Raw genomic sequence first — 12,801 nt, 5'->3', positions numbered from 1 at the left:
CAGGAAGTTACCCGCAAAGGCTTCGGGCGGGGAGCGAACAGGAAGCCAACTTCGGGAGGAAGTTAAGCATGAAGAAAATCCTGCAATCCCTGGCCCTCGGTGCGCTGCTGGCGACGACGGCGCTTTCCGGTGCTGCCCATGCGGATGGCGAGAAATTCGTCTGGATCAGCCACGGCCCGGACAGCGACAGCTGGTTCAACGTCATCAAGAACGCGATCAAGGTGACGAACGAGCAGATGGGCGTGACGACCGAGTACCGCAACCCGCCGACCGGCGACCTTGCCGACATGGCGCGCATCGTCCAGCAGAGCTCGGCCGCCGGCGTCGACGGCATCATCGTCACCATCGCCGATTTCAACGTGCTGGAAGGGCCGATCAAGGATGCCGTCGCCAAGGGCATTCCGGTCGTCACCGTCAACTCCGGCACGGTGGAGGAGAGCGAGAAGCTCGGCGCGCTGATGCATGTCGGCCAACCGGAATATGAAGCGGGCCTCGGCGCCGGCAAGCGCGCGAAGGAGGCCGGCATCAAGAGCTTCCTGTGCGTCAACCACTACATCACCAACCCCGCCTCGGTACAGCGTTGCCAGGGTTTCGCGGAAGGCATCGGCGTCGAGCTTGGCAACCAGATGGTCGATTCCGGCATCGACCCGTCGGAAGTGCAGAACAAGGTGAAGGCCTATCTCACCGCCAATCCCGATACCGGCGCCATCCTGACGCTCGGCCCCAACTCGGCCGAACCCTCGATCCGCGCGGTCAAGGACATGGGCCTCGACGGCGACATCTATTTCGGCACCTTCGACCTCTCGGCGGAAATCTCCGCCGCCATCAAGGACGGCACGATCAACTTCGCGATCGACCAGCAGCCGTTCCTGCAGGGCTCGATCCCGATCCAGGTGCTGACGAGCTATGTGCGCTACGGCGTCGCCCCGGCCAATTCCATCTTCACCGGCCCGGGCTTCGTGACGAAGGACAATATCGCGCTGGTCGAGTCCCTGGCGGGCCAGTACCGTTGACCTGACGGTTTTCGCGGGCGCGGGCGGGCAGCCGTCCGCGCCCCGGTCTTTCGAGGCCCGATCTTTCGAGGGAGGAGAATGCATTCATGACGGACGTCATTCCAGACGCGCTGAAGGACGAGCGCATCAAGCCCGTCTCGCCGCTCCGGCGCGCGCTGATCCGCCCCGAGCTCGGCGGCATCTGCGGCACCATCCTGGTCTTCCTGCTCTTTGCGGTGGTCGCCGGCGACAGCGGCATGTTCGCCGCCGAGGGCGTGATGAACTGGACGGTGGTGTCGGCCCAGTTCATGGTCATCGCGGTCGGCGCCTGCCTTTTGATGATCGCCGGCGAGTTCGACCTCTCCACCGGCTCGATGATCGGCTTTTCCGGCGTGATGATCGCCATTCTCTCGGTCCATATCGGCGTGCCGCTCTGGCTCGCCATCGTCATGACCTTCGTCTTCTGCATCCTGCTCGGCGGGGTGAACGGCTGGCTCGTCATCCGCACCGGCCTGCCGTCCTTCATCGTCACGCTCGCCTTCCTCTACATCCTGCGCGGGCTGACGATCTGGAGTTCGATCTACTTCACCCGCCAGACGATCATCGGCGGCGTCGCGGAAAAGGCGGCCACCGACTGGCTGGCGCCGCTCTTCGGCGGCAAGATCCTCGGCGGCCTCTTCACCTGGATGGGCGAGATGGGCTGGATCGCCACCTTCACCCGCGGCAACCGCGCCGGCCAGCCGGTCATCGACGGCATTCCCATGCTCGTCGTCTGGGCGATCGTGCTCGTCGTCTTCGGCCATTGGCTGCTCACCCGCACCAAGTTCGGCAACTGGATCTTCGCGGCCGGCGGCGATGCGCTCGCCGCGCGTTATGTCGGCGTGCCGGTCAACCGGGTGAAGATCCTGATGTTCATGTTCTCCGCCTTCTGCGCCTGTGTCTTCGCCACCTGCCAGGTGATGGAGTTCGGCTCGGCGGCGGCCGACCGGGGCCTGCTCAAGGAGTTCGAGGCGATCATCTGCGTCGTCATCGGCGGGGCGCTGCTCACCGGCGGCTACGGCTCGGTGATCGGCGCGGCGCTCGGGGCGGTCATCTTCGGCGTGGTGCAGCAGGGCCTGTTCTTCGCCAATGCGGAAAGCTCGCTCTTCCGGGTGTTCCTCGGCGTCATCCTTCTGACCGCCGTGATCATGAACACCTACATCCGCCGCATCATCACGGGAGAACGCTGATGTCCGCCATCGTGGAGATGAGAAACATCACCAAGCACTTCGGCCATGTCATCGCGCTGGCCGGCGTCTCCTTCGACATCCGGCAGGGCGAGTGCCACTGCCTGCTCGGCGACAACGGCGCGGGCAAGTCGACCTTCATCAAGATCATGTCCGGCGTCTACAAGCCGAGCGGCGGCGAGGTGCTCGTCGAGGGCGTGCCGACGCTCTTCCAGAGCCCGCGCGACGCCATGACGGCGGGCATCGCCACGGTCTACCAGGACCTCGCGATGATCCCGCTGATGAGCGTCAGCCGCAATTTCTGGATGGGCCGCGAGCCGGAGCGCGGCGTCTGGCCGTTCAAGACCTTCGACACCGGCAAGGCCGACGAGATCACCGTCACCGAGATGCGCAAGATGGGCATCAACCTGCGCGGGCCGGACCAGGCGGTGGGCACGCTCTCCGGCGGCGAACGCCAGACCGTCGCCATCGCGCGCGCGGTCTATTTCGGCGCCAAGGTGCTGATCCTCGACGAGCCGACCTCGGCGCTCGGTGTGCGCCAGACGGCGAACGTGCTCAGCACCATCGACCGGGTGCGCAAGCAGGGCATCGGCGTCGTCTTCATCACCCACAATGTGCGCCATGCGCTCGCCGTCGGTGACCGGTTCACGGTGCTCAACCGCGGCCAGACGCTGGGCACGGCCGAGCGCGGCACGGTGGATGCGGCGGCCCTGCAGGACATGATGGCGGGCGGGCAGGAGCTGGCGCTGCTGGAGGCCTCGCTCGGCGGCACGATCTGACAGGACCAGGCGCCGGGGCGTCGCCCGCGCGCCGAACGTTCACAATGCAATAAATGTTGTGGAAATGGATTTTATGGAAAATCCCGTGCGCCGTCATCCGGGGAACAGAGAGAATGAAGAAGACGCTTCGCCTTGGCCTCATCGGGTCGGGTTTCATGGGCAAGACGCATGTCTTCGGCTTTGCGGCCGCCCGCGCGGCGCTCGGCTTCCGGCGCGCCACGGACGACTGGCGCAGCCTGGTGGCGGATCCGGAAATCGACATCGCCGCTGAGGCGAGCGTGCGGACATTCCGTGAGCTGACGCAGGAGGTGGTTCCGGCAAACAAGATCGATACGGGAGGATACTGAATGCCGCGGGTTCTGGTTGCCGGCAAGATCCACGCTGACGGGCTGGCCATCCTGCGCCAGGCGCCCGGCGTCGTGGTCGATTACGTCGAGGAGGTTTCGGCGGAGAGCTACCGTCCGTTCCTTCCCACCGCCGATGCGCTGCTGATCCGCACGCAGCCTCTCACCGCGGGGCATGTCGAGGAAGCGCCGAATCTGAGGATCGTGTCGCGCCATGGTGTCGGCTACGATTCCGTCGATGTCGGTGCATTGAATAGCCGTCACATCCCGCTTGCCGTGGTCGGCGACGTCAATTCCCGGGCCGTGGCGGAGCACGCCGCCATGCTCATGCTTGCCGCTGCCAGGCGCACGGTGCTTTTCGACAGGAAGATGCGTGCGGGCGACTGGAACTACAGGAACAGCCTGGACGCCACCGAGCTCGACGGCGGCACGCTGCTTCTCGTCGGTTTCGGCCGCATCGGCAAGCGGTTGGCGCAGATCGCCGGCGCGCTCGGCATGACGGTGCTCGCCTATGACAAGTTCCAGGATGCTGCCGGGATCGCGGCGGCGGGCGTCATCCCGGTCGACGACCTGATGGATGGACTGCGCCGGGCCGACGTCGTTTCGCTCCATGTGCCCAAGGTCGGCGACAAGGCCCTCATCGGCGCGGCGGAACTGGCCGTGATGAAGCCGTCGGCCATCCTCGTCAACACGGCGCGCGGCGGGCTTATCGATGAGGCGGCGCTTGTTGCGGCGCTCGACGACGGGCGCATTGCTGCTGCCGGCCTGGATGTGTTCGAGGATGAGCCGCCGCGCGCAAACTCTCCTCTGCTCGCCAACGAGCGGGTTGTGATGTCCCCGCACAATGCCGGCCTTACGGAGGCCTGCGCGCGTCGGATGGCAGTCGCCGCAGCGCAGAACATCCTCGATTTCTTCAAGGGCACGCTCGATCCGGCGCTCGTCGTGAACCGCGCGGAGATCGCCGCACGTCGACCCGCGACGATCGGGGCGCTGGAGGACCCTGCCTGAAGGGCTGCTCGCCTATCCGACGGTGGTGGACGGCGCGCTGCCGTCGTGAGTTGCAATAAACACTGCAACAAGAAATAGCATAAAATAAAAATTTCCAGGCAGTGGCCGCCGCGAAAAGGCCGGCTGAGGGACGTTTACCTGGACCCCAGGCGATGCCTGGTGGGATGTCGGCGTGCCGCAGGTGAGCGCCCGCGCGGAGGTCAACGCCGCCGCCGCCGACCAGCGGGCCGGGCGCAAGAAGCAGCGCGTCGGCGTCTAGCCTGCCTTGAAGGCGCCGCCGGTCTCCTTCGCCATCCTTGTCAGGTCAAGCGTCCGGGTCTATCGACGGTTCCGAGAAACCATGATGTACGAGGACGACCATGCATGAGATCGGGAAAATCGAGGCCGCGGACAAGCCGGCCTTCTATCGCGAGCTGCTCGCCCAGGCCGAGGGGCTGCTGCATGGCGAGCGCGATGCCGTCGCCAATGCCGCGAACCTCTCGGCGCTGATCTACGATGCGGTCGACGATCTCAACTGGGCGGGCTTCTATTTCCTCAAAGGCCCGCAGGAGCTGGTGCTCGGCCCGTTCCAGGGCAAGGTCGCCTGCGTGCGCATTCCGGTCGGCAAGGGCGTCTGCGGCGCCGCCGTGGCCGAGGGGAAAAGCCAGCTCGTGCCGGATGTGCACGCCTTTCCGGGGCACATCGCCTGCGACGCGGCCTCGCGCTCCGAGCTCGTCACGCCGCTCGTGCGCGACGGCGTGGTGTTCGGCGTTCTCGATCTCGACAGCCCGTCGCCCGGCCGGTTCACGGCGGAAGACCAGGCCGGCTTCGAGGCGCTCGCCGCGCTCTACGTCTCGGCAAGCGACGCCTGAAACGGCGAACGCCCGGCTTTTGCCGGGCGTCCATCTCGCCTTGCCGGTGGCGGCCTTACGCCGCCTTCTTGCCGGCGTCGAAGGGGATTTCGATGTCGACGGCGAGCGTCGAGACCTGCGCGCCGCGTTCCATCTTGATGGAGACCTTCTCGTCGTCCACCTGCATGTGCTTGGAGATCGCCTTCAGGATCTCGTCGCGCAGCTTGTTGACGAGATCGCTGTCGCCGGTGGCGGCCCGCTCATGGGCGAGCAGCACCTGCAGCCGCTCGCGCGCGGCCGGCGCCGACTGGGCGCGGGAGAAGAAACGGAACAGGTTCATGCCGCCTTCCTTCCGAAGATCTTGCCGAGGAACGAGCGCTTGTCGCCGGGAATGGTGACCGGCAGGCTTTCGCCCTTGAGGCGGCGCGTCGCTTCGAAATAGGCGAGCGCCGGGGCTGAACGGCCGTCGGCGAGCGTCACCGGGGCGCCGACATTGGAGGCGCGCAGCACGTCCATGCTTTCGGGGATGATGCCGAGCAGCGGGATCGAGAGGATTTCCAGCACATCGTCGACTTTCAGCATGTCGCCGCGCTCGGCGCGGGCGGCATCGTAGCGGGTCAGCAGCAGGTGCTTTTCGATGCGCTCGCCGTTCTCCGCCTTCAGCGTCTTGGAATCGAGGAGACCGATGATGCGGTCCGAATCGCGCACGGACGAAACTTCCGGATTGGTGACGACGATCGCCACGTCGGCGTGGCGCATGGCCAGCGTCGCGCCGCGCTCGATGCCGGCCGGGCTGTCGCATATCACCCAGTCGAAGGCGTTCTTCAGGGCGGCGATGACCTGCTCGACGCCTTCGGGCGTGAGATTGTCCTTGTCGCGGGTCTGGGATGCCGGCAGCAGGTAGAGCGTCTCGACGCGCTTGTCGCGGATCAGCGCCTGCGTCAGCTTGGCCTCGCCCTGGATGACGTTGACGAGGTCATAGACGACGCGCCGTTCCGCGCCCATGACGAGATCGAGATTGCGCAGGCCGACGTCGAAATCCACGACCACGACCTTCTCGCCGTTTTGCGCCAGCGCGGCGCCGAGCGCGGCCGACGACGTCGTCTTGCCGACGCCGCCCTTGCCCGATGTGACCACGATTACCTTGCCCATTGACCTCTCCGTTTTATGAACCGCCTTCGGTTCAGCCAAGTGTTGCCGCCTTGATGGCTTCGCCTTCCAGCCAGATCTGCACGGGCTTGCCACGCAACTCCGGCTCCATGTCCTCGGCCGTCTTGTAATAGCCGTCGATGGCGATCAGCTCCGCTTCCAGCTTGCGGCAGAAGATGCGGGCCGAAGCGTTGCCCGTCGTGCCGGCCATCGCCCGGCCGCGCAGCGGGCCGTAGACATGGATCGAGCCGCCGGCGACGATTTCCGCGCCCGATGCGACCGAGCCGACGATGGTGACGTCGCCTTCGGGAAAGAAGATGGACTGGCCCGAGCGGACCGGCCGCGCAACGACCATCGATGGCACCGCCTGCACGGGCGGCGGGCTCGCGGGCGCCGCGGCCGTCTCGACGGGCTCTGCCTTCTCGGCCTTCGCAGCCTTGCCGGCCTTCTTCGCCGGCTCTTCCGCCGCCGGTTCCTCGATATCGGCCGCGGGGCGGCCGTCGGTCATGGCCGGCGGCATGTCCGCGCCGAGCAGCGAGGAGCGCGCGCCCTCGATGCCCATGACGCGCACATTGCGGGCGCTGAGCTGGCCGACGAGTTCGCGAAGTTCCGCCTTCTCGATGTCGAGCCCGTCGACATCGAGAACCACCGGCCGCCGCAGGAAGAAACCGGCGGAGCGCGCCGCCAGATCGTCGAGCCGCACCAGCCAGTCCTCGAAGGGCAGCTCCGGGGTCAGCGCAAGCGCGAGGAAGGATCGCCCCTTGAGGCGGATCGGCCGTGGTTGGGTTAACACGTCAGTCATCTTCGTTAATTTTCGGTTGCTTCGGTGTACCGAGGAAATGGTTAACAAAGGGTTAATTTGCAGGTCTGGCTGGCGCGAGGCATGCGCCCTGGGGCGCCCGCGCAACGGTTCGCGCGGAGCGGGAAAAATCGGGGTTTTCGCGTGTGCTTTGCCCCTCATCCGGCCTGCCGGCCACCTTCTCCCCGCAGGCGGGGAGAAGGGGATATGCCGCGCCGCTTTTCCTAATCACTCCGGTTCGTGGGCCGCGTCCCCTCTCCCCGCTTGCGGGGAGAGGGTTAGGGTGAGGGGCAGCCTGCAGGACGCAAAAAAGCCCGCCGGTGCCTATCGCAACCGGCGGGCAGGCTGGGAGGATCCTTTGCAACGCGTCAGGCCGCCGCCTCCTGGACGAAATGCCCCGGCGACACCTCACGGTAGGCGCGCTTCGGCGGCACGTAGCCGTGCGGGCGCAGCGGGCTCTTGATCTCCTCGTTGAGCGGCGGATTCAACTGGCCGCGCCGGGCGGGATCGGGGATCGGCACGGCGGAGATGAGGCGGCGCGTATAGGCGTGCTGCGGATTGTCGAAGATCGCCGCGCGCGGGCCGATCTCGACGATCTCGCCGAGGAACATCACGGCGACGCGATGGCTGACGCGCTCCACCACCGCCATGTCGTGCGAGATGAAGAGATAGGCGAGGCGGTGCTTTTCCTGGAGGTCGAGCAAGAGGTTGGAAACCTGCGCCTTCACCGTCACGTCGAGCGCCGAGACCGCCTCGTCGGCGACGATGAAGGTCGGCTCCAGCGCGAGCGCCCGGGCAATCGAGATGCGCTGGCGCTGGCCGCCGGAAAATTCGTGCGGATGCCGGTCAGCCATCGCCGCCGAGAGGCCCACCTGTTCCAGAAGTTCGGCCACCCGCTCCTTCGCCTCGCGCCGCCCCATCAGGCCATGCGCCAGCATGGGTTCGGCAATGGCCGAGCCGATGGTGATGCGCGGGTTGAGCGAGGCGAACGGATCCTGGAAAATCATCTGCGAGGTGCGGCGCATGGCGCGCAGCGCGCCGGTGCCCGCCTTCGTCACATCCTGCCCGCCGATGACAACCGAACCGGCGCTGGGATCGACAAGGCGCATGATGGCCCGGCCGGTGGTGGACTTGCCGCAGCCCGATTCGCCGACCAGCGACAGCGTCTCGCCCGGCCGAAGATCGAAGGAGACATCCTCGACGGCGTGGATCTGGCCATGCGGCAGGGCGAAGCGGACGGAGAGTTTTTCCACCGTCAGGATCGGCGCCACGTCCGCCGGGACCGGTTCCGTCACCCGGCCCTCGGTGGCCATGCCGGATGCCGGATCGACTTCCGGGAAGCGGCGGGGGGCCGCGGCATCGCCCATCGTGCCGAGGCGCGGGATGGAGGCGAGCAGCGCCCTGGTATAGACCGCCTTCGGCGCGGCAAAAATCTCCGGCGTCGGGCCGGTCTCGATCATGTCGCCGCGGAACATCACGAGGGTGCGGTCGGCCACTTCGGCCACCACGCCCATGTCATGGGTGATGAAGAGCACGCCCATGTTCTCCTCGCGCTGCAATTCACGCAGGAGATGGAGGATTTCGGCCTGCACGGTGACGTCGAGCGCCGTCGTCGGCTCGTCGGCGATCAGGAGTTTCGGGCGGCAGGCGAGGGCCATGGCGATCATCACGCGCTGGCGCATGCCACCGGAGAACTTGTGCGGATATTCGTTGAGACGGCTTTTCGCGGCGGGGATGCGCACGCGCTCCATCAGTCGCAGAACCTCGGCTTCGGCCGCCTTCCAGGAGAGGTCGCGGTGCAGCACCAGCGCCTCGGCGATCTGGTTGCCGATGGTGAAGACCGGGTTGAGCGAGGTCATCGGCTCCTGGAAGATCATGCCGATGACGCCGCCGCGCACCGCGCGCATCTCGGCTTCGCTCGCGTGCAACAGGTCGCGCCCTTCGAGCAGGATGCGGCCCTCGCAGCGTGCCCGGCCGGCAGGCAGCAAGCGCATGGTGGAGAGCGCGGTGACGCTCTTGCCTGAGCCCGATTCGCCGACGATGGCGACGGTCTCGCCGGCATTCACCTCGACGTTGATGTCGCGGATGACGGCGCGCCACCCCTCGGCGGTCTTGAAGGAGGTCGTCAGGTTCTCGACCGAGAGCACCGGCCGCTTTGCAGTGTCCGTCATGGTCAGCTTTCCTTCGCAAGACGCGGATCGACGAGATCGCGCAGCCCGTCGCCGAGAAGTTGCAGGGCGAGGACCGAGAAGACGATGGCAAGGCCGGGAAACACCATCAGCCAGGGCGCGTTGTTCATGTATTCGCGGCCGGAGGCGAGCATGGTGCCCCAGGTCGGCATGTCGGTGGAGACGCCGACACCGAGGAAGGAGAGGCTGGCTTCCGCCAGCATCGCCGAGGCGAAGACGAAGGTCGCCTGCACGAGGATGGGCGAGGCGAGGTTGAGCAGGACGTGGCGCGTCAGGATCTGCCAGGTCGGCAGGCCCATGGCGACGGCGGCCTCGATATAGGGCAATTCGCGCAGCACCAGCGTCGAGCCGCGCACGATGCGGGCAAGGCGCGGCGCATAGGTGATGCCGAGCGCCAGGATGACCGTGGTGAGCGACGGCCCGAGGGCGGCGACGAGCGCGATGGCGAGCAGAATGTCCGGGAAGGACATCATGGCGTCGAGCAGCCGGGAGATCGGTGCGTCGAGCTTGCGGAAGAAGCCGGCGGCGACCCCGAGGATGACGCCGAGCACCGTGGAGATGCAGACGACGCCGAGGCTGACGAGCAGCGAGATGCGCCCCGCATAGATGGCGCGGGAGAAGATGTCGCGGCCGAATTCGTCCGTGCCGAAGACATGGGCGAGGGACGGCGCCTTCAGCTTGTTGACGATCGACAGCTTGTTCGGCGCATAGGGCGCGACCCACGGGGCGAGGACCGCCGCCACGAGCACGACGGCAAGGATGATCGCGCCGATGAGGATGGCCTTGTTTCGGAAGAGCCGCCGCAGGCTGGAAACGAGCGGCATGGAGAGGGAAGCGGTCATCATAGGCGCACCCGCGGATCGACGAGGATGTAGAGCATGTCGACGATGAAGTTGATCAGCACGTAGATCGCCGCGACGACGAGCAGCGTGCCCTGGATGACGGGATAGTCGCGGCGCAGCACGGCCGAGACCACGAGATTGCCGACCCCCGGCAGGCCGAACACGGTTTCCGTCACCACCGCGCCGGCGACCAGCATGGCGATGGAAAGGCCGATGACGGTGATGATCGGGATCAGGGCGTTCTTCAGTGCATGTTTCAGGATCACGCGCCGCTCGCTCGCCCCCTTGGCGCGGGCGGTGCGCACATAGTCGTCGCCGAGCACGTCCAGCATGGCGGCGCGGGTGAAGCGGGTGATCAGCGCCGAATTGACGATGCCGAGCGCCACCGCCGGCAGCACGAGATGATGCAGCCGCTCGAGGAAGGTCGTATCCGGCGCGCCATAGCCGGAGGCCGGGAACCAGCCCTGGCCGACGGCGAAGACCTGGATCAGCATGAGGCCGAGCCAGAAGCTCGGCACGCTCGCCGCCACCATGGTCAGCGTCACCACGACCTGGTCGAACAGCGTACCGCGCTTGACGGCGGAGAAGATGCCGACCGGTAGCGCGATCGCGACCGCGATCAGGATCGAGAACAGCGTGAGGAAGAAGGTCGGCTCCGCCCGTGCGGCGAGCGCCGATGTCACCGGTTGGTCGAGGAAGATCGACTGGCCGAGATCGCCTTGCAATATACCCAGCACGAACTGACCGTATTGGGCGATCAGCGGCGCATCGAGCCCCATTTTCGTGCGCAGTTCGGCGATGTCCTCAGGGGTCGCATCCGACCCCAGCATCACGGCGGCGGGATCGCCCGGCGTCACGCGGACGATGACGAAAACCACCGTCACGACGAGGGCGAGCACGATGGCCATGCCCCCCAGCCGTTTCAACAGTGCCCGGACGATCCTTGCCATGATATCCCCCTTACTTCTTCGGCGTGACGTTCCAGAAATGCGGCCAGTAGGTCGGCGTGTAGTCGGCAATTCCGGCGCCGACGCCCGTGACCGCGTTGAAATTGCCGACCTTGAAGAGCGGCGCGTCGTCGTAGATCACGGTCTGGATGCCTTCCCAGGCCTTCTGCTTGTCGGCGTCGGACACGGCGTCCATGTAGGTGGCGACGGCCGCCGCCTTCTGGTCGGAGACATACCAGCCCGGATAGCTGTCGGTGATCGTGTTGATCGTCGTCGGGTCGCCCGGGAAGTTGGAATGGGTGATGAAGATGTCCCATTCCTTCGGGTCGGCGCGGCGGGTCGTCAGGGTCGCCCAGTCCACCACCTGCAGGTCGACCTTGAAGCCGGCGGCTTCGAGATAGGCCTTGGCGACCTCGCCGATCTTGTAGTGGAACTCGTACTGGCGGCTGGTCATCAGGCGCAGCGGCGTGCCGTCATAGCCGGCATCCGCAAGCAGCTTGCCGGCCTCTTCCGGGTCGCCCTCGCCGTAGCGCGCGACGCCCGCCTCGGTGTACCAGAGCGAGCCCTTCGGGAAGATCGAGGCATCGACGCTGAAGAAGCGCTCGTCGGAGAAGGCGGCGAGCATCATGTCGTTGGGGTTGAGCGCGGCCTGCACGGCCTGGCGCAGCTCCTTCTTGATAAGCAGGCCTTCCTTCATGTTCATGTTGAGCGAGGCCCAGCCGGTGTTCTCGTAGATCACCGCCTTCGCCTTGCCGCTCGCCTCGATGCGCTCATAGGCGCTGACGGGCAGCGAATCGGCAAAATCGAACTGGCCGGAGATCAGGCCCTCGACGCGAGTGTTCGCATCGGGAACCGGCACGAAGCGGATCTCCTTGGCGATCGCCACGCGCTTGCCGGCATAGTTGCTGGGCTCGCCCTCGGGCGATGTGTAGCCGTCGAAGCGCACGAGCTGGGTATATTGGTCGGGCTTGCGCTCCTTCAGCGCATAGGGGCCGGTGCCGACGAATTCGGTCAGCGTATCGGCGATCTTCTCCGAGGGCATGATGACGGAAGCCTGCGAGAAGGTGGCGAGCAGCGGCGCATAACGCGACTTCAGCTTGACGACGACGGTGTTCGGCCCGTCCTCGGACAGGCTCTCGACCACTTCGGCGACCTGTTTGCCCTTGGAGTTGACGGCCATCCAGCGCGTCAGCGAGGCGGTGACGTCCTTGGCGTCGAGGTCGCTGCCGTCGTGGAACTTGACGCCCTCGCGCAGCGGGATGCGATAGGTCAGGCCGTCCTCGGAGATCTCCGGCTGGGCGAGCGCCAGCAGCGGCACGGAGCGCCATTCGTTGTCATAGGTGTAGAGCGTCTCGAAAATGTGCTGGTCGATGGTCAGCACGATGTCGGTCGCCGTCTGCATGACGTCGAGCGTCGGCGGCTCGCCGATGGTCGCGACGGTCAGGACGCCGTCCGTCGTCTGGGCGATGGCGAGGCTGCTGGTGCTGGCAAGCGCCGCGGCCAACGTGATCATGACAAATGTATTTTTCATCTTATATCCCTCTGGTTCCACAAGGTTCATATCCGCGCCGGCTCCCGTCCGGCGGGTGGTTCAGCTTTCAAGCCCGAGCGGATCGTCGACGCGCGGCCAGAGTTCGAGGCTGGCCTTGCGATAGGCGGTTGTTGCCGGATCGGTCGGGTAGGAGGTCGGTGCGGC

Annotated in this window: 13 protein-coding genes; 6 read left to right on the top strand and 7 right to left on the bottom strand. The window is 66.3% G+C overall.

Features of this window, described 5'->3' with window-relative positions:
• The first annotated feature begins 68 nt into the window (after positions 1 to 68).
• The 6 genes from EV665_RS25565 (at position 69) to EV665_RS25540 (ending at position 5,200) form a co-directional block, all read left to right on the top strand.
• Positions 69 to 1,013 carry a sugar ABC transporter substrate-binding protein gene (locus tag EV665_RS25565; RefSeq protein ID WP_064329062.1) on the top strand — a complete coding sequence of 315 codons (945 nt, stop codon included), beginning with the start codon at positions 69 to 71 and terminating at the stop codon, positions 1,011 to 1,013.
• A gap of 86 nt (positions 1,014 to 1,099) precedes the next feature.
• The gene (locus EV665_RS25560) at positions 1,100 to 2,221 is read left to right on the top strand and encodes an ABC transporter permease (protein WP_210234675.1); all 1,122 of its coding nucleotides are present in this window, start codon (positions 1,100 to 1,102) and stop codon (positions 2,219 to 2,221) included.
• The gene (locus tag EV665_RS25555) at positions 2,221 to 2,997 is read left to right on the top strand and encodes an ATP-binding cassette domain-containing protein (RefSeq protein ID WP_133036223.1); all 777 of its coding nucleotides are present in this window, start codon (positions 2,221 to 2,223) and stop codon (positions 2,995 to 2,997) included. The genes EV665_RS25560 and EV665_RS25555 overlap by 1 nt, the downstream gene beginning before the upstream one ends.
• 113 nt (positions 2,998 to 3,110) lie before the next feature.
• Positions 3,111 to 3,344: a hypothetical protein gene (locus EV665_RS33320; RefSeq protein ID WP_425376500.1), complete on the top strand. Its 234-nt coding sequence runs from the start codon at positions 3,111 to 3,113 to the stop codon at positions 3,342 to 3,344.
• Positions 3,345 to 4,349, top strand: coding sequence for an NAD(P)-dependent oxidoreductase (locus EV665_RS25545; RefSeq protein WP_133036222.1), 1,005 nt, complete (start codon positions 3,345 to 3,347; stop codon positions 4,347 to 4,349).
• Positions 4,350 to 4,708: 359 nt separating this feature from the next.
• A complete protein-coding gene (locus tag EV665_RS25540; RefSeq protein ID WP_133036221.1) occupies positions 4,709 to 5,200 on the top strand; it encodes a GAF domain-containing protein in 492 nt (163 codons plus the stop codon).
• Positions 5,201 to 5,255: 55 nt separating this feature from the next.
• Here the strand turns inward: EV665_RS25540 and minE are convergent, their stop codons facing one another.
• From minE to EV665_RS25505, 7 genes are all read right to left on the bottom strand, one after another.
• The gene (gene minE, locus EV665_RS25535; RefSeq protein ID WP_064329066.1) at positions 5,256 to 5,519 is read right to left on the bottom strand and encodes a cell division topological specificity factor MinE; all 264 of its coding nucleotides are present in this window, start codon (positions 5,517 to 5,519) and stop codon (positions 5,256 to 5,258) included.
• Positions 5,516 to 6,331, bottom strand: coding sequence for a septum site-determining protein MinD (gene minD / locus EV665_RS25530; RefSeq protein ID WP_064329067.1), 816 nt, complete (start codon positions 6,329 to 6,331; stop codon positions 5,516 to 5,518). Before minD ends, minE begins: the two co-directional genes overlap by 4 nt.
• A 31-nt stretch (positions 6,332 to 6,362) precedes the next feature.
• A complete protein-coding gene (minC, locus tag EV665_RS25525; protein ID WP_133036220.1) occupies positions 6,363 to 7,130 on the bottom strand; it encodes a septum site-determining protein MinC in 768 nt (255 codons plus the stop codon).
• A 365-nt stretch (positions 7,131 to 7,495) separates the two neighbouring features.
• The gene (locus tag EV665_RS25520; RefSeq protein WP_133036219.1) at positions 7,496 to 9,298 is read right to left on the bottom strand and encodes an ABC transporter ATP-binding protein; all 1,803 of its coding nucleotides are present in this window, start codon (positions 9,296 to 9,298) and stop codon (positions 7,496 to 7,498) included.
• 2 nt (positions 9,299 to 9,300) lie between these two features.
• Complete coding sequence (locus tag EV665_RS25515; protein ID WP_133036218.1) at positions 9,301 to 10,161, bottom strand: ABC transporter permease; 861 nt, start codon at positions 10,159 to 10,161, stop codon at positions 9,301 to 9,303.
• Positions 10,158 to 11,099 (bottom strand): ABC transporter permease, encoded by a 942-nt coding sequence (locus EV665_RS25510; RefSeq protein ID WP_133036291.1) that lies wholly within the window; start codon positions 11,097 to 11,099, stop codon positions 10,158 to 10,160. The genes EV665_RS25515 and EV665_RS25510 overlap by 4 nt, the downstream gene beginning before the upstream one ends.
• 19 nt (positions 11,100 to 11,118) lie before the next feature.
• Positions 11,119 to 12,636 carry an ABC transporter substrate-binding protein gene (locus tag EV665_RS25505; RefSeq protein ID WP_133036217.1) on the bottom strand — a complete coding sequence of 506 codons (1,518 nt, stop codon included), beginning with the start codon at positions 12,634 to 12,636 and terminating at the stop codon, positions 11,119 to 11,121.
• Positions 12,637 to 12,801: the final 165 nt, after the last annotated feature.

Origin of the sequence: Shinella granuli, from assembly GCF_004341885.1 — a bacterium.
GTDB lineage: Bacteria > Pseudomonadota > Alphaproteobacteria > Rhizobiales > Rhizobiaceae > Shinella > Shinella granuli.
The sequence above is the reverse complement of the archived record's forward strand: the minus strand, read 5'-3'. Positions and strand labels throughout refer to the sequence as shown.